This window comes from Aureivirga sp. CE67, assembly GCF_015767245.1.
Lineage (GTDB): Bacteria > Bacteroidota > Bacteroidia > Flavobacteriales > Flavobacteriaceae > Aureivirga.
Window position 1 is genome coordinate 51,075 of the sequence record NZ_JADOTV010000007.1, and the last position, 17,466, is coordinate 68,540.

The 17,466-nt window shown below is 29.1% G+C and carries 18 protein-coding genes; 8 read left to right on the forward strand and 10 right to left on the reverse strand.

Annotated elements, in window-relative coordinates:
* Positions 1-3 precede the first annotated feature (3 nt).
* The gene (locus tag I0K12_RS10325; RefSeq protein ID WP_196887723.1) at positions 4-735 is read right to left on the reverse strand and encodes an SDR family oxidoreductase; all 732 of its coding nucleotides are present in this window, start codon (positions 733-735) and stop codon (positions 4-6) included.
* A 123-nt stretch (positions 736-858) separates the two neighbouring features.
* Between I0K12_RS10325 and I0K12_RS10330 the strand changes: the two genes are divergently transcribed.
* Positions 859-1,689 (forward strand): LysR family transcriptional regulator, encoded by an 831-nt coding sequence (locus tag I0K12_RS10330; protein ID WP_196887725.1) that lies wholly within the window; start codon positions 859-861, stop codon positions 1,687-1,689.
* Positions 1,690-1,701: 12 nt separating this feature from the next.
* Here I0K12_RS10330 and I0K12_RS10335 read toward each other — a convergent pair whose 3' ends face one another.
* The 7 genes from I0K12_RS10335 to I0K12_RS10365 all read right to left on the reverse strand — a co-directional run bounded on the left by I0K12_RS10335 (position 1,702) and on the right by I0K12_RS10365 (position 8,205).
* On the reverse strand, positions 1,702-2,688 hold the full coding sequence (locus I0K12_RS10335; protein WP_196887727.1) for a bestrophin family protein: 987 nt from the start codon (positions 2,686-2,688) through the stop codon (positions 1,702-1,704).
* Positions 2,689-2,706: 18 nt separating this feature from the next.
* On the reverse strand, positions 2,707-3,702 hold the full coding sequence (locus I0K12_RS10340) for a zinc-binding alcohol dehydrogenase family protein (RefSeq protein ID WP_196887729.1): 996 nt from the start codon (positions 3,700-3,702) through the stop codon (positions 2,707-2,709).
* Positions 3,703-3,836: 134 nt separating this feature from the next.
* Positions 3,837-4,700: a helix-turn-helix domain-containing protein gene (locus I0K12_RS10345; RefSeq protein ID WP_196887731.1), complete on the reverse strand. Its 864-nt coding sequence runs from the start codon at positions 4,698-4,700 to the stop codon at positions 3,837-3,839.
* A 93-nt stretch (positions 4,701-4,793) separates the two neighbouring features.
* Positions 4,794-5,654 (reverse strand): SDR family oxidoreductase, encoded by an 861-nt coding sequence (locus tag I0K12_RS10350; RefSeq protein WP_196887733.1) that lies wholly within the window; start codon positions 5,652-5,654, stop codon positions 4,794-4,796.
* Positions 5,655-5,740: 86 nt separating this feature from the next.
* The gene (locus I0K12_RS10355; RefSeq protein ID WP_196887735.1) at positions 5,741-6,628 is read right to left on the reverse strand and encodes a helix-turn-helix domain-containing protein; all 888 of its coding nucleotides are present in this window, start codon (positions 6,626-6,628) and stop codon (positions 5,741-5,743) included.
* On the reverse strand, positions 6,629-7,150 hold the full coding sequence (locus I0K12_RS10360) for a hypothetical protein (RefSeq protein ID WP_196887737.1): 522 nt from the start codon (positions 7,148-7,150) through the stop codon (positions 6,629-6,631).
* 2 nt (positions 7,151-7,152) lie between these two features.
* Positions 7,153-8,205 (reverse strand): L-dopachrome tautomerase-related protein, encoded by a 1,053-nt coding sequence (locus I0K12_RS10365; RefSeq protein WP_196887739.1) that lies wholly within the window; start codon positions 8,203-8,205, stop codon positions 7,153-7,155.
* 171 nt (positions 8,206-8,376) lie between these two features.
* Between I0K12_RS10365 and I0K12_RS10370 the strand changes: the two genes are divergently transcribed.
* Positions 8,377-8,697 (forward strand): YbaB/EbfC family nucleoid-associated protein, encoded by a 321-nt coding sequence (locus I0K12_RS10370; protein ID WP_196887997.1) that lies wholly within the window; start codon positions 8,377-8,379, stop codon positions 8,695-8,697.
* Positions 8,698-8,734: 37 nt separating this feature from the next.
* On the opposite strand, the gene I0K12_RS10375 is transcribed toward I0K12_RS10370, so the two are convergent.
* Both I0K12_RS10375 and I0K12_RS10380 read right to left on the reverse strand, forming a co-directional pair.
* Positions 8,735-9,292, reverse strand: coding sequence for a 1-acyl-sn-glycerol-3-phosphate acyltransferase (locus I0K12_RS10375; RefSeq protein ID WP_196887747.1), 558 nt, complete (start codon positions 9,290-9,292; stop codon positions 8,735-8,737).
* Positions 9,293-9,472: 180 nt separating this feature from the next.
* Positions 9,473-10,900 carry an ATP-dependent RecD-like DNA helicase gene (locus I0K12_RS10380; protein WP_196887749.1) on the reverse strand — a complete coding sequence of 476 codons (1,428 nt, stop codon included), beginning with the start codon at positions 10,898-10,900 and terminating at the stop codon, positions 9,473-9,475.
* A gap of 111 nt (positions 10,901-11,011) precedes the next feature.
* Between I0K12_RS10380 and I0K12_RS10385 the strand changes: the two genes are divergently transcribed.
* The 6 genes from I0K12_RS10385 to I0K12_RS10410 all read left to right on the forward strand — a co-directional run bounded on the left by I0K12_RS10385 (position 11,012) and on the right by I0K12_RS10410 (position 17,428).
* Entirely contained in the window at positions 11,012-11,737 is a 726-nt protein-coding gene (locus I0K12_RS10385) for a hypothetical protein (RefSeq protein ID WP_196887751.1), read from the forward strand.
* Complete coding sequence (locus I0K12_RS10390) at positions 11,703-12,539, forward strand: DUF3822 family protein (RefSeq protein WP_196887753.1); 837 nt, start codon at positions 11,703-11,705, stop codon at positions 12,537-12,539. Before I0K12_RS10385 ends, I0K12_RS10390 begins: the two co-directional genes overlap by 35 nt.
* 3 nt (positions 12,540-12,542) lie before the next feature.
* Positions 12,543-13,091, forward strand: coding sequence for an RsmD family RNA methyltransferase (locus I0K12_RS10395; RefSeq protein ID WP_196887755.1), 549 nt, complete (start codon positions 12,543-12,545; stop codon positions 13,089-13,091).
* A gap of 84 nt (positions 13,092-13,175) precedes the next feature.
* Positions 13,176-14,570 carry a hypothetical protein gene (locus I0K12_RS10400; RefSeq protein WP_196887757.1) on the forward strand — a complete coding sequence of 465 codons (1,395 nt, stop codon included), beginning with the start codon at positions 13,176-13,178 and terminating at the stop codon, positions 14,568-14,570.
* Positions 14,560-15,930 (forward strand): SGNH/GDSL hydrolase family protein, encoded by a 1,371-nt coding sequence (locus tag I0K12_RS10405; protein ID WP_196887765.1) that lies wholly within the window; start codon positions 14,560-14,562, stop codon positions 15,928-15,930. The genes I0K12_RS10400 and I0K12_RS10405 overlap by 11 nt, the downstream gene beginning before the upstream one ends.
* On the forward strand, positions 15,923-17,428 hold the full coding sequence (locus tag I0K12_RS10410) for an MBOAT family O-acyltransferase (protein WP_196887767.1): 1,506 nt from the start codon (positions 15,923-15,925) through the stop codon (positions 17,426-17,428). Before I0K12_RS10405 ends, I0K12_RS10410 begins: the two co-directional genes overlap by 8 nt.
* The last annotated feature ends 38 nt before the right edge of the window (positions 17,429-17,466 follow it).

A 17,466-nucleotide genomic window follows, 5' to 3' on the forward strand; every position in this document is an offset into this window, starting at 1 on the left:
CTTTTATGCTTCTTGTCTTGTTGCTGCAAGTACAATTTCTCTAATATTTACATTTTGTGGTTGGCTAAAAGCAAACCAAATTGAATTTGCAATTGTCTCTGGTTTTAAAACACCACCCATTTCTTTTTTCCAAGCTTCATATCCATTAATAATGTCATCTGAAGTTGTATGAGATAGTAATTCTGTTTCTACAGCTCCTGGAGCAATAATGATAATTCTTACATTATCTTTTGCAGCTTCTTCACGAGCATTTTCTGTCAACCCATGAACAGCAAATTTTGTTCCTGTATAAGCAGTATGATTCGGGAATGTTTTAATTCCTGCAATAGAACTTACATTAAAAATAGTTCCTGTTTTTCTTTCTTTCATTTTTGATAAAACAATCTGCATTCCGTTCAACATTCCAATGATATTTACATCAAACATTTTCTTCCATTCTTCTGGATTTTGAACTGCAATATCTCCAAGTAACATTAAACCTGCATTGTTAATCAAAGCTTCTACTGGACCAAAAGTATCTTCTGCTTCTGCCACAGCATTTTGAAAAGCATTATAATCTGTAACATCTACTTTACGACACATTGAATTTGGTAAATTCAACTCTTCTAATTTTTCAATTCTTCTTCCTAATAATAAAACTGGATGTCCTTTTGAAGAAAACAATCTTGCTGTTGCTGCTCCAATTCCTGAACTTGCTCCTGTAATTACGATTAATCCTTTGTTATTAGTTTCCATGATACTATTTTTTATTTATTTTAAATAACTGAAAATCAGTCTTAATTAATTTGAAAACAAAATTAAGTTACAATATTTTTAGCTCAAAATACTATTTTTGTATATCTATTATAAGTTAAAATTATGGATGAACGTTTGTTAAGATTTTTTGTTGCAGTATATGAAGAAAAGAACTTGTCAAGAGCTGCAGAAAAGTGTTTTGTTTCGCAACCGAATATTTCTAACGGAATCAAACAGTTAGAAGAAATTATAGGAAAAGAATTATTTACAAGACATAAGAGAGGTGTAGTTTTAAAAGAAAGTGCACATTATTTATATCCGATTGCAAAACGAATTCTTGGAGAACTACAATCAATTCCAACTATTTTTAAAGAAGAGAAATTTCATCAAAAAGTAGTAATAGGAATTGCAGATAGTTTGTCACAACAGTTTAAAAGTGAGTTTTTTCTAAATGTTTCCAAAAACGTTGAAAATATCGAATGGGATGTTCGTGAAATGCATCGTGATTGTGAACTGAATTTATTAGTTCGAGAATGGAAATTTGAAGCGCATCTTTTTCTTCCGATTTGGAAAGAAAATTATGTTTTATGTATTCCAAATAATCATCCTTTGGTTGAAAAAGAAGAAATTCATCTTAGTGATTTAAGTGGAGAACCTTTCATTCATTGTCCTCCTTGTGAAGCGCATCAGCAAAGTTTATCTATCTTGAATAGTTCTGGAGAAAAATGGAATACAGTTGCTAATTGTAGTACAAAAACAGAAGTTTTAAGTTTATTAATGGCTGGATTGGGAATTTCTTTTCTTCCAGATTATTTTGCTAAAAACTGGAGTGGTTTTCAGATAAAAGATTATGTTGGTCCAAAATATTATCGTGAGATTGGACTTTCTTATGCAAAAGAAAGTTTGAAAAATAATGCCGTTAAAGAAATTGTGGAATTGTATTCGAAGGAATAATTTCTACAAATTTCACATCAAAAATCCATTATTTTCTAAATATGGTTCAGGAATATCAGGATCATTAATCATTTCTTTCAAATCTGTCTCAATAGATTTTGAAATAGAAGTTATTGGAACATCATTATAAGTCCCTTCAAAAGGATTTTCAGAATAATCACCAATTTTCTCCATCAAGAAAAAAATCCATGTGATTAAACCAGAAAGGAAAGGACATAAATAAATAATCCAGTTTTGTTTATCTTCAATCGCATCAATCAATCCAAAAGGAATAAAAGCACAAAAAACATAGGTCATCCAAATAGCAACAGAAGCATATTGACGTGGAAAAGGAAAATTTTTGATTCTTTCAGATTTTCCTTGATCTGTATATAAATTACCAATCAATTTTGAAAGCTCCATATGTCTAAAATCTTCAAAATAATCTTGATCTCTAAGTTCTTGAAGCCTTATGGATTGATTTTTTAAAATCTGAGTTGCTTTGTTAGATTTTCCTTCCAATTCCAAAATTTCTTTTTGAGAAATATAACAAGAAAGCTCTTTATTTAATTTATTATTATAATCCTCACAAACAGTAGGAACATACAAGAAATTCAAGCGATTTTCTGTATGTTCCCATTGTTTACTTAATCTTAATTGATGTCTTAAAGCAGTCATCCAAGCAATATGTCTGTAAATAAGTTCTTTTCGGATTTCATCCTGATTTTTTCCTTGCACATAAGAAATTGCAAAAGCACCAAAAGTTCTACTATTATTCACAATACTTCCCCAGATTTTACGAGCTTCCCAAGTTCTGTCATAAGAACTATTATTTTTAAACCCTAAATAAAAAGCAACTGCAATTCCAATAATTGCAATTGGTCCCCAAGGTAAACTGAAATCAATATTGAAATAATGTGAAGTAAAATAAATTATAAAACCGTATAATGCTCCAATAATAAATGGCCATTTTGACCAAATTAGAGTCATCCAAAAACTATATTTTCTTCTTACATACATATTACTTGTTTTTAATGATTAATTTGTTGAGGTTGTCAGTAATAATTTTCCTTTAACTAATCCTTTTTCTAATTTTTCATGTGCTTTTTGAACATCTTCTAAAGGCATCGTTTCATAAATCGGATTTATTTTCCCTTCATCTAACCATTGGAATAATTTCTTTAATCCTTCATCTACTAATGGATAATTATTATTAAAAGTTGCATATAATTCAGAAAAAGAAATCGTTGGAGCTTTTCCGAAATATTTTACACTTTCTTCCATTAAGTTAAAATCACCTAAACCTGCTAAAAATCCAAAAATCACAATATGACCAAGTGGTGCTAATAATTCTAAATCATTTTTCACAGAATTCCCTACAACAGGATTAAATACATAATCAATGTTGTTTTTGCCAATTTCTGCAATTAATTTTTTCTTCCAATTTTCTTCAGAAGTATTGAATGCTAAATCAGCTCCAAGTTTTAAAGCGTTTTCCACTTTTTCTGCTCGTCTTTCCAAAGCAACAATTCTAAGTTTAAAGATTTTTGCAATTTGTATTAATGCAGTTCCAACTCCTCCAGAAGCAGCATAAATCATTGCTGTTTTTCCTTCTTTCACTTGCGCAACATTTTTCAACATATGATATGCCGTAAAATAATTTACAGGTAAAACAGCAGCTTTTAATAAATCTGCATTAGGATCTAAAACAACTAATTTATCTGCATCAACTACAGCAAATTCTGCATAAACTGAAGAACCAATTACACCTAGAAAAGCAACTTTATCTCCTTTTTTTAGTTTGGTATCATTTGCATCTTCAATAATTCCTGCTCCTTCTACACCAGGTATAAATGGTAAATCAGGCATCATTCCTGGAGGCATGTTTCCTTCACGTAAAATGGTATCGATAAAATTTACTGGCGCAGCTTTGATTTTTACTAAAACTTGTCCTTTTTCCAATTTTGGAGTTTCTACATCTTTATATTCCAAAACTTCTATACCTCCATTTTTTTCTATTTGAATCGCTTTCATTTTTTGCTAATTACTTTAATAAATTTAATAATTAAAATATTGAAAATCAACACTTAATTTATTGATTTGAATTTGTAAAATTAAGCTATAAAGGAGTGGTTGAATAGGAATTATCTATCTGATTCTGGTAAAAATCAACGATTTTCTCTGAATTGTTTTGGAGTGAAATTTGTTTGTTTTTTGAAATATTTCCCAAAATAAGAAGGATCTGAGAAATTCAACAAATAAGCAATTTCTGCAATATCAATAGTTGAATATTTAAGAAGATTTTTCGCTTCTAAAAGTAAACGATTAGTCAAGTGTTCTTTAATTGTTTTTCCTGTAAGAATTTTAATTTGATGATTTAAATAATTTGGAGTAAGATTTAATTTTTCAGCATAAAAATCAACATGTTTCTTTTCTATAAAATAGTTATTTACCAAATTTTTGAAATTGGAAATTAACTTTTGTCCTGAATTTTCATTATCATTAATTTGAAGTGAATTTTCTTGTATTTTTTTCGTCTTTTCTAAGAATGCTAAAACCAAATATTTTACAACTTCTAGATTGTTTTTTTCTTCTAAAATCATTGAAAAAAACTTTAAAAATTCCTTTTTTTCTTTATCATTTAAATGAAAAACATTTTGATTTAAAATATCAAAAAATGAATACTTATTTTCTATTTTTTCTACAATTGGTAATAAAAAATCTGGTTTAATAAATATCAAAAATCCTTTCATAGTTTTTCCTCGAACAAAACTAAAAATATGCTCTGGAGATTGAAAAAACAATATATTTTTCTGTTGTTCAAATTTCTTTGTATTCAATTGCATTTTTCCTTCTTGCTGATTTTCTAAAAAAATAATCGAATAAAAATCTCTTCGATGTGGAAAAACCATTTCAGAAGTAGATGGATAGGTTTCTTGATGAGAAAAAATATCAAAATTCTCAGAGATTGGTTTTCGATCAAAATTCACAAACTCATAAAGTTCTTGAAAACTAGAAATTTGTTTTATCATTGATTTAAAATTTAACATTATAAAAATAAACAACTTGTGTAATGATATCAAATATTACACAAGTTGCATCATAAAATAAGGAACAAAATATTATTAGATAAAATATTGTTTGTTATTTTCAAAAAATGACCTTGCAGAAATATATTCTTTTCCAGTCAAGTTTTTGAAATCTTCAGAATATTCAGCTGTCCAACCTTGTTTCATGATGTAATTCAATTCCATTATTGCATTTACTAACCATTCTGGCATACCGTTTCCAAGCATACTTTCTTTAGCTTTTTCTTCTGGAATATCAATGTAAGTAATCTTTCTTCCAACAATTTCACTCAAAATTTCAGCATATTCTTCATTTGTTAAAGCCAATCCGCTTAAATTAAACACTTGATTAAAATATTGATCAGAAGTTAAAGCAATTGCAGCAACTTCTGCAATATCATTTACATCTACCATTCCTAATTTTGCATTTCCATTTGGCAGATAAAATCCGTTATGCTCTTTAATTGTCTGACTATGAAAATTGATGAAATTTTGAAGGAAATTATTAGGACGAACAAAAGTGTAATTGATTCCTGACTCTCTCAACAAATCTTCACTTTTTCCAGCCCAACGAGCCATTTCAATTTGTCCATTAGAATCAGCTCCTAAAGCAGTACTTCGAACAATATGTTTTACATTATTTTTCTTTGCAGCATTTATCACTAATTGTGTGATAAATTCAGGATTTTGCATTAAAGGCGTTACTAAAAAAACACGATCTTTATCTTTTAAAGCTTCATCCAATTCTTGTTGATTTGTAAAATCAACTTTTAATGGTTTAGCACTAAGTTTTTCAATAGATTCGAAATAACTTTCATTTCGAACACCTGCAAAAATTTTCACATTTTTATCTTGAAGTTTTTCTATAACAGTTTTTCCAACATTTCCGTTTGCTCCTAATACGATGATATTTTCCATTTTGATTTTATTTAAAATTTCTAATACAAAGTTAGGCTCGTTTCTGACCAAAAAATAACCAATAATGAGGGAAGAATGACCAAAAATTAGTAAAGCTTTTTGTATTCTTTTGGCGTCATATTTACTAGCTTTTTAAAAAATCTTGTAAAATGTGTTGGCTCCTCAAAACCTAAATTATAAGCTATTTCAGAAATAGAAAATGTAGAATATTTTAATTCTTTTTTTGCTTCATGAATTATTTTTTCATTGATCAATTCTTTAGCTGTTTTTCCTTTAGATTCTTTTAAAACTTGATTTAAATAACTGGGAGAAACATTCAATTTTTCTGCATAAGAAATGGTCTGTTTATTTTTTAAATAATAATTATTCAATAAATTTTCGAATTTAAAAACCAATTCTTCTTTAAGAGTAGAAGTTTGTTTCTCTTTTATGGTTAGTTCATTCAGACCTTTAATTTTGAATAAAAATGACAGTAAATTAGATTGAAGTATTTCATAGCGATATAAATTTTCGACATAATATTCTTTATACAACTTTTCGAAATCAGCTTTCAAACTTTCTTTTGATACTGATGTTAATTGAAAAGAATTTTTGTCAGCAACATCAAAAAATGAAAAGTCTTTTTTAAAGTCTCCTTGATAAAAATTCAGAAAATCCAATTTGAAATAAAGAATAAAACCAGTAGTATTTTCACTTCTTTTCCAAGAATAAATATGATCAGGAGATAGGAAAAAAAGCGAATTTTTCAATTGATTATTTTTTTCGGAATCAATCTCTATTTCTGTTTCTTGATTTGTATTTAAAATAAGAGAAACTTGATAAAAATCCTTTTGATAAGGAAGCATTTTGAAAGCTGTATCAGAAGGGATTTTTTCAAATTTTAAAATAAAAAACTCTGGAATATTTGTTCTTTTTTGAAACCCAGTTGCTTCAAATAAATCGTTTATTTCTTTGAATCTTTTAATTTTTGTCATTTATTTCTTTACTTCTGCATCCAATTGAAGAATTTTGAAAATATCTCCATATCGAACAATTTTTAATTTTTGAAAAATCAATAGATCATATTTTTTTCCTGAATAATCCTTAGCTTTCCAATTCACATCATATGTGATATTCCAAGTTTTATCTTCGTTTTGTTTTACTTTAATATTTTTCAAATAATGTCGATTCCAAAAAATAGTTGATTCCACACCTTCATACCATTTAATAAAATCTTTTTTTGATTTAATTTCAAAATCTGGATAATTCATCTGGACATAATCGTCTAAAAATTTCAAGAAAAAACCAGTTTCTTTTTGATGATCAAATCCAGAAAACCATTGATAAACAAAAGATAAAACATCTGTTTCGCTATATTCAAATCTAGCATTCCAGTCATAATTTTTACTCAATGCATTGATTGTTTTATTTTCCTGCGAATGACAAAAATGAATTCCGATAACTAAAAAAAATATAAAACCATGAAAAATATTCATGGTTTTAAGGTTTATATTCATTTTCATATTTTCACTTTATTTACAGTATACACCAAATTGGAAATATCTCCTCCAGATTCATGAATTCTTGAATTTGTAAAATACAATTCATTTCCTTCCACACTAAACGTATCTGCCCATTTGATTTTATCTCCTTCCACCAAAACAGAAACATTTTTATCATTCAGATTCATTTGCATGATTTTATGATTTTCTAAATCTCCGAAATATAAAATTCCGTTATGAATAATCATTCCATCAGGAGCAGCTGTTTTTGCAACAAATTCAACAGAATCTTCAATTTCTTTTTCTGTTCCATGAATTATTTTATCAATAGATAAAGCATATAAACTATAATCTGTCAATGAATGATAATATAACTTTTGATTTTTCAAATCAATGGAAATTCCATCCGAATGAACGGTGTTTTCCCATTTTTTATTATTAATTGTCAGATAAGAAGCTTCTGCACTTGTAGATTTATGTTGATCTAAAATTCTTTTCGCTTTTCCAGTTCCTAAATCTAAAATCACCAAACCTGCACTTCCAGAATCTGTGAAGAAAGCTAGATTTTGTTCAGGATCAATACGAACATCATTTATATAAGAATTTTTATGAAAAACTTTTTCTGGTAAATCGTATTTTCTCAATAATTTATTGGAATTCAAATCAAAAACAAAAATCACAGGATTCCCTTGAACTCCTTTAAATTCTGGATTTCTTGTATCCACAACAAAAAGTTCATTTTTGGAAGCGACAACAGATTGTACAGCCACAAAAACAGAATCTGTAATTTGCTCACCTTCTTTCCAAGAATTCCATTTTTCATTTGGATAAGCTACAAAATCGTTTTTCCCTTTAATTTCAGCAACAGAAAATTTGATGTTTTTTCGCCATCTCGGAAAATTCACAAAAATACGATGATCAGAAACGGTAACTCCAGTTAGTTGTTGTCCTTTTATCGATGCAACTTCAACGATTTCTGGTTGTTTTTCGACTTTTTCTTTTTTCTTTTCCTCATTTTTACAACCTATCAAAGTCATTAAAATAAATAAACTAGCTACTATTTGTTTCATAATTCAATTTCTAAAAATATTTACTCTCAAAAATACTTCTTTATTCCTAAAAAAACATCTGAAATTTTCTATAAAAAATCTTTCCAAAACAATTCTCTAAAAACTACTATTTTTAATACTTTTGTCGAGATTAGAGAGATTGATTTATTAAAACACATAAACGAAATTACAATGTTTGGAGATTTATCAGGAATGATGGATAAGCTGAAAGCAGCGCAGCAAAACGTAGAAGACACTAAAAAAAGATTAGACACAGTTTTAATCGATGGTGAAGCTGGAAACGGAAAGGTAAAAGTTACAGTTACTGCAAATAGAAAAGTAAGAGATATCAAAATCGACGAGTCTTTAACGGATAACGAAGAAATCGAAGATTATTTGGTGATGGCTCTAAACGATGCTTTGACAAGAGCAAACAGCATCAACGAACAAGAGCTTGCAGCTGCAGCAAAAGACGGAATGCCAAACATTCCTGGAATGGACGGAATGTTCTAAAAATACAAAGCCAACTTCAACGAGTTGGCTTTTTTATTTAAAATATTTTCGGATTATAATTCTCCGGATTTTTCCCTTTTATGTTTCTATAAAAATCCTCAATTTCCTGCATATCTTTCTCAAAATCTCCCGAAAGTCTATAAAATTTCTTAACTCCACCTTCTTTTTTCTCAAAATCCAAATATCCCATCGCAATTGGAACATCTGCTTTTGTGGCAATATGATAAAATCCTGTTTTCCATTTTTCCACTCGTCTTCGAGTTCCTTCTGCTGGCACTAATAAAACCAAAGAATCCCTTTTTTCGAATTCCGAAACAGCAAAATCTACCAAATTGTTATTCTTAGATCTGTCCACGCCAATTGCACCTAAAGACTTGAAAAACCAACCAAAAGCGCCTTTTATATAGCTATCTTTTATAAAAAATCGAACTTTGATTCTTTCTCTGAAAAAGAAAGACATTGCGAAAACAAAATCCCAATTAGAAGTGTGTGGAGCACAAACCGCCACATATTTTTTGATTTTATAGTGTTCGTCATCAACTTTTACTTTCCAACCTCCTAATTTCAATATCAAACTTCCAATTATTCTCTTCATTTCACTCTAAAATATTAATTATTATTAGGGCATTCCCATTTTTCTTCGTTTCCAAAAAACTCAGAAAAAGGTCGGGCTTTCCGCTATATCTTTTGCTCCGTACCTCCGCAAAAGGATGCCGCTGCAATCCCTAATGCAATTCTCTGCTAAGCCTTAAATTACAAATTAAAAAACAAAAAATTAATAATCCATAAAATCATCATCAGAAAAACCAATTAAATACAATTTTTCCTTTGCACGAGTTACAGCTGTATATAACCAACGAAGATAATCAATCGATTGTCCTTCTGGTAAATACGGTTTTTCAATAAAAACATTTTTCCACTGTCCACCTTGCGATTTATGACAAGTCATTGCATAAGAAAATTTCACCTGTAAAGCATTGAAATACTCATTTTTCTTGATTTCTTGTACTTGTCTATATTTGGGTAAATGCGAAAAATCTTCAGAAACTTTTTGAAATAATTGATTCTGTTCTTCATAACTTAAAGAAGCAGCTTCTGAAGTTAAAGTATCTAATAAAATCACCGTCTCAAAAGGTCTTTGCATCGGATAATCAATCATTCGAAGTTTCACTCTCGCAAACTTATAACCGTATAATTCTTTGGTAGAATATATTTCTAAAATTTCACAAGTATCACCATTTGCAATAAATCCAACATGCGCTGAATCTTTTAACCAGAAATAATTATTTTTTACAACCATTACAAAATCTCCAACCGATACTTCATTTTCTTGCCCTCTGATTTTCAGTCGAATTTGCTGATTGTATTGATTTGCTCTTTTGTTCGATCGCACGATAAATGCTGTGTCTTCCACACCATTTTCATCATAAGAAGAATGAATCGCATTTTGAATATCATAACCATCAATCAAACGAATGACATCTGGAAATTTTTGTTGAAACTGAAAATCTTCATAACCTCCATCTTCCAAAATCGAACGAATGGAAGTTGCATTAACCAAAATCCCTGAATCTGTACCCTGACGTGTCACTTCTGTAAGTTCATGAAGACGAACATCTTTGTCAAACTCATACATCAGAATATTTTCATTCAACGCAGGACTGATTTCTAAACGAACAGGTGGAAGCTGTGCGGTATCTCCAATAAAAATCAATTTACAATTTCTACCAGCATACACATAATTAATCAAATCATCCAACAAAGAACTTTCACTTCCAGCAATCATAGAATTTGATGCATCGGCAATCATTGAAGCTTCATCTACAATAAACAAAGTATCAGTGTGTTTGTTTACTTGTAAAGCAAATTTCACACTACCGTTTTTATCTTTTCTAGGATGGTATATTTTTTTATGAATTGTAAAAGCTTCTCTTCCTGCATATCCAGAAATTACTTTTGCTGCACGCCCAGTAGGGGCAAGCAAAACCGCTTTTTTTCTAATTTTCCAAAGATTGTTTACAACGGTACTAATAATTGTAGTTTTTCCAGTACCTGCATACCCTTTTAGAAGAAAAAGAGAATTTTTGCTCTCATCAAAGATAAAATTTGCCAAACTTCCTAGTAGTTTATCCTGAGAATTCGTAGTTTCGTATGGAAACTTATCAAGAAGTAAATTATAAAATTCTGGTACAGTTTTTGCCATGTGATTTGTTAAAAATGCAAAGATACAAATTGATTTGCGGTTAAAAATTTTTCTCATTCAAAAAAATTTGTAGATTTGCCATGATTCAAAATTTTTAAAACATATAAGATAATGATTATCCCAATTGTTGGTGCAGTTATAGTAACTGTTTTATTAGCTATCGTAATAGTTAAGTTTATTCCTAAGAAATTACACCCTTTAGTTTCAATTGTTTTAATAGGGGCGGCTGTGTTTATGGGTTGGAAAATCTATACTAGTATTATGGAGCCAATCAATTTTAACATTGAAAAGAAGAAAAGATATGCGAAAGTAATTGATCAGTTAAAAGTGATTCGTGATGCAGAGAACGCATATAAGAGAGTAAATGGAAAATATATTGCAAATGCTGATTCATTAGTTCAATTTATTGATACTGCGAAGTTTGCTATTACTCAGAGTAGAGATACTGTTATTACTGTAAAAGAGAGTGGATTAGATTTAGAAAAAGAAATTAGAGTAGTTGATACAATTGGTTATGAACCTGTTATCAATTCTTTCCAAAATAGAAATTATAAAAATTTATTGGATGTTCCAGGAACAAATGTTAAATTTACTTTAGGAACAGCAATCGTTGAGAAAGTTGCAGGATTAAAAGCTCCAACTTTTGAAGCAAAAGTTAAGAAATCAGTTATTCTAGAAGGAATGAACCCGCATTTAATTCGTCAAGAAGAAGAAACAATTCAAGGAGATGAAGTAAGAGGTGAACACATTTCAGTAGGTTCGTTAGAAGAAGTAAAAGATAGCGGAAACTGGCCACCATTTTATGATGAGAACAAAAAAGGTTCAAATAACGAATAAGAAGACGGATTTTAAAAATCTTGAAAATAGTAGATTATCCATCCAAATTAGCTTGGATGGATTTTCTTTTTGTATATATGATGAAGAACTAGAGCTTTTTACAGCTCTTTTGCACTACGAGTTTGACTCGAAAGCAAAAACTCCTACAATGCATCTTGAAAATATCATGAATATTTTTAAAGAAAATGTTTTGTTGCAAAAAGCATATAAAAAGGTTCAAGTAATTCATTCAAATAATATGGCTACGTTTGTGCCTAAAGTGTTTTTCGATGAAAAATATCTGAAAAGCTATTTAAAACATACGGTTAAAGTATTTGATAATGATTTTATTGTATATGATGAAATTCTTCAATCAGAAATAGTTTCTGTTTATATTCCTTTTGTGAATGTAAATAATTTCTTATTCGATCATTTTGGTGCTTTTGAGTATACACATTCATCATCTATTTTAGTAAAAAAACTAATAGATACTTATAAAAACACGAATAAGCAATATATTTTTATTCATGTTGAAGATCATTCTTTTGAGATGGTTTTCTTAGATAATGGGAATTTTAAAATGTATAATTCTTTCCAATATAGAACGAAAGAAGATTTTATTTACTACATTTTATTTACAGCGGAACAATTATCTTTAAATCCAGAAGCGTTTGAATTAGTATTTTTAGGAGCAATTGATGAGAAATCTGACTTATATAAAATCGCTCATCAATATATTCGAAACATCAGTTTCGTAGAAAATTCACAATCAAAGTTGAAAAACTTACCAGACCATTCTTTTTACACGTTATTAAATTATTAAATAATGCGAATTATTTCAGGAAAACATAAAGGCAAGAGACTTTCTGCGCCTAAAAATTTGCCTGTTCGTCCAACAACGGATATGGCAAAAGAATCTCTTTTCAATATTTTAAACAATCATTTTTATTTTGATGCAATTTCTGTTCTAGATCTTTTTGCAGGAACAGGAAATATTAGTTTTGAGTTTGCTTCAAGAGGTACGAAACAAATTACTGCAGTAGACCAATTTTTTGGTTGTACAAAATTTATCAATGATACTTCAAGAAATTTAGATTTCCCTATTAAAACTATAAAATCAGATGTTTATAAGTTTTTAGAGAAAAATAAAATGAAATATGATGTGATTTTTGCAGATCCACCATATGATTTTGAAAAAGAACAATTTGCAAAAATAGCTTCTTTAGTTTTTGAAAATGATCTTTTAGAAGAAGAAGGATATTTGATTATCGAGCATTCAAAACATACAGATTTATCCGATTTAGAATATTATAGTTATTCTAAAAAATATGGAGGAAATTTATTTAGCTTTTTTGAGTTAGAAATAGAAGAATAAATAAAAAGTTGTGTTATTTTAGCACAACTTTTTAAGGAAAAGTGAAAAAGAAAGGTGAATCCCCAGTTTTAGCTCAGTTTTTAAATGAATACACAAAAAAATCATTCTAAAAATAGTTTTTACTCTATTTTTTTGGCATTTGTTGTCTTTGGAGTGCTGACTTATTTTTTTCCGAAAGAAAATTTTAAGTTAGAAGTTCAAAAAAATAATGTTGAAGATTTAAAAAAGAAAGACACGATTGATTATGATGCCATCATGATACGAAACGAATGTAGAGCAGATTCGATTAAAGTGATGGAAAAATTGATTGCTGATATGGCTTCTGAAGCTGAAAAGCAAGAACGAGCTAGAAGAGCTAGAAATAATAAAAATTTCTTCAATTTAGGAGATTTCTACGAAGCACTTTTAACCTTAGAACAAGACCCAGACAAAAAAGTAAACATTGCATATTTTGGAGATTCGATGACGGATGGAGATTTGATTGTTCAAGATATTCGAAAAACTCTTCAAAAAATGTTTGGAGGAAAAGGAGTTGGATATGTAAATGCTACTTCTCTTTCTGCAAAATCTCGTATGACGGTTTTACATCGTTATCCTAAAAAAGACTTCGAATTCAGAAGTTTTATTTCCAAAAAAACAGAAAAAAATGCACCTTACGGCTTAGGAGGAAATGTAAGTTGGACTAAAGTAGATAGCACACAAATTAAATTTTCTAAAAGTAAATATCAGGAAATCCCAAAACCGATATTTTATTATGGAAAAGCAAGTGAAGATACTTTAGATTTAGATCCTTACTTGACTTTTAATGAAAAGAATAAAAAATTAAATGGAAAGCGAATTTTAAATAGATTGAAGCTTTCTAAAAATGAAAATTTATCAAAAGTTGAAGTAGATTTTCATGAAACACAAAACGTTCCTTTGTACGGATTTACTTTCGAAACAAAAAATGGCGTGAGTGTTGATAACCTATCTATTCGAGGAAATTCTGGTTTACCACTTTCTACTTTAAATGCGAATGTGATGAATGCTTTTAATTCTGTTCGTCCGTATAATTTAATCATTCTTCATTATGGAGCAAATGTGATTAGTGATGATGTTACTTCATACAATTGGTACGCTTCACAGATGAAACGTGTGGTTGAACATTTGAAAGTTTGTTTTCCAGATGCAAATATTTTAGTGATTTCTAGTGCAGATTATGGTAAGAAAGAAGGAACGGAAGTTATTACGCATCCTTCTGTAGAAAAATTAATTGCTGCACAGAAAAAATATGCAAATCAGACACAAAGTAGTTTTTTCAATCTTTTCGAAGCAATGGGAGGAGAGGGAAGTATGAAAGATTTTGTTGAGAAAGAAAAACCTTGGGCAAATAAGGATTATATTCATTTTAATTATAGAGGTGCACCACATATTGCAGATTATATTTCGGAATATCTGTTGAGTGGATATAAAAAATTTAAAAAACATCATGAAAAATAAACTAAATACGATTTATAAAATAAAAAGCATTTCTTTTTTAGTAATGCTACTTTTTAGTTTCTCTACTTTTGGGCAGGTAGAGATTCCTAGTTTTATTCCACTTTCAGAAAATACGATTCAAAACGATTCTATTTTGCTTCCTTTTTTTGATAAACTAAAAGAAAAAGATAGTATTATCAGAATTGTTCATATTGGAGATTCTCATATTCAAGCGAACTTTTTTACGGATGTAACTAGAAATAATTTTCAAGATATTTTTGGAAATGCTGGTCGTGGATTTCTTTTTCCATATAAAGCAGCTAAAACAAATGGACCTCAAGACATAACGTATACAACTTATAGCGATTTTTTTGCTTTAAGAAATATTAAAAATAGATCTAAAAAAGCAACAATTGGACTAAGTGGAATTGCTTTAGAAACTACAGAAAAAGAGTTTTTTATAAAAGTTTCTTTTGATGATGAAAAAGATTTTGCAAATGAAATTCAATGGATTTCGCACACAAATAATATTGCAGTTCAAAAAGAAATAAAATACCAAAAACCAGTTCCGAAATGGAAATATCACACGGTGAAAAGTGGAAATACGCTTTCTGGAATCGGGAGAAAATATAAAGTTTCTGTTAGAAATATTAAAAAATGGAATGGATTAAAATCTAACATGATTCGTCCGAAACAAAAATTAAAAATTAAGAGTAAATCTTACCAACCTGCAAAAATATTAGGAACAACTCCTTTTGCTCAAAGTATTGAAAATGGAGTGAAAAGTAATTCTTTGATTCAAGAGTTTTATGTTACTGGAAATTCTTCCAAAGCAAAAGATAATTTTGCTCTTAATGGTTTACTTACGAGTAATGGAAATCCTGGTGTAATTTATCATAATATTGGTGTAAATGGAGCTAGGTTTGAAGATTATAACAATCGTTCGAGTTTATTTTTTGAGCAATTAAAATTATTAAAACCAGATTTAATAATTATTTCTCTTGGAACCAATGAAGCTTTCGAAACTACTTACAAATCAGAAAGGTTTGAAGAGAATTTATTAGCATTTTTGAACAATACAAAAGAGTTTACAAATTGCCAAAATATTTTATTGACAACGCCACCTTCAGCATTAATTAAAAGAAGAAAAACAAATCCTAAAATTGCTGAATTTAGAAATATCATCCTAGAAAACGCCAAAAAACAACAATATGCTTATTGGGATTTGTATCATATGACAGGGAAAGAGCGAGGGATTTTGACTTGGTCAAAGCAAGGATTGGCAGCAAAAGATAAAATACATTATAGCGCAAAAGGATACGAAATTCAAGGAGAATTATTATTTCGTGCGATTTACAACACTTTTTTGAAATATGAATAATACATTTCTTTCCATGTTACAAAATTTGACATTTGAAAATATTGGAAATTGGCTAACGTATAATCCAAAAGAACCTCTAATTTTTAGTAGTGTTTTATTTTTCGTGGTTTTTCTTTTGTTTTTCTTGGTTTATCAAGCGATTCAGAAGAAAATCAATCTACGAATTTATTATGTTACGATTTTTAGTTTATACTTTTACTATAAGTCTAGTGGAGCGTATTTTGGTTTGCTGATTTTCTCTTCTATTGTCGATTTTTATCTTGGAAAGTTAATTTATGAAACAAAAGAAAAAGCAAAACGAAAGCTGTATTTAATTATAAGTTTGGTTATTAACCTTGGTTTACTGGCTTATTTCAAATACACGAATTTCTTTATTGATAATATCAACCAGATTTTAGAAAGCAACTTTGCTTTTCAAGATATTTTCTTACCAATCGGGATTTCATTTTTTACATTCCAAACGATGAGTTATTCGATTGATTTGTATCGAAAAGAAATGAAACCAGCAGAATCTTTCTGGGATTTCTTATTTTTCGTTTCCTTTTTCCCACAATTAGTTGCAGGACCTATTGTAAGAGCAGCAGATTTTATTCCACAAATTAGAGGGAAATATTTTGTTACCAAAGAAAATTTTAATCGAGCTTTTGTATTGATTATCGGAGGTTTGTTCAAAAAAGCTGTGATTGCAGATTATATCAGTATCAATTTTGTAGATAGAGTTTTCGATAGCCCGATGTTGTATTCACCTTTCGAGAATTTAATGGCTGTTTATGGATATACCATTCAGATTTATTGCGATTTTTCAGGTTATTCTGATATGGCAATTGGTTTGGCTTTGTTACTTGGTTTTACACTTCCAGAAAACTTTAGAACTCCTTATAATTCATTCAGTATTACAGAATTTTGGCGTCGTTGGCATATTTCTCTTTCTTCTTGGCTTCGAGATTATCTTTATATTTCGATGGGAGGAAATAGAAAAGGAACGATGAGAACTTATATGAATTTATTCATGACGATGTTTTTAGGAGGACTTTGGCATGGTGCTGCTTGGAAATTTGTTTTTTGGGGAGCTGGTCACGGAATTGCTTTGATTTATGAAAAACTTTGTAAAAACTACAATTTAGTTTTACCAAAAAATAGATTTACAAAACCAATATTTTGGTTACTTACTTTCCATTTTGTTGCATTTTTATGGATTTATTTTCGAGCAGATTCTTTTAAAACTGCGCTAGATATCGTAACGAATATTACACAAATTGCAAATGATTTCTCTATTCAAAATGCTTTAGAAATTGTAGAAGGTTACAAATATGTTTTCATTCTAATTGGAATAGGATATTTCTTACATTTTATGCCAGTAAGATTTTTAGAAAAGCTTGAGAACATGCATAATTCTTTGCCTTGGTACGGAAAATCAGCTATTTTAGGTGGACTTTGTTGGTTGGTTTATGTGGTAGCTTCTTCAGAAATTCAACCTTTTATTTATTTTCAATTTTAAAAGAAATATTAGAGGTTTGACAGCTTTATGATATAGAG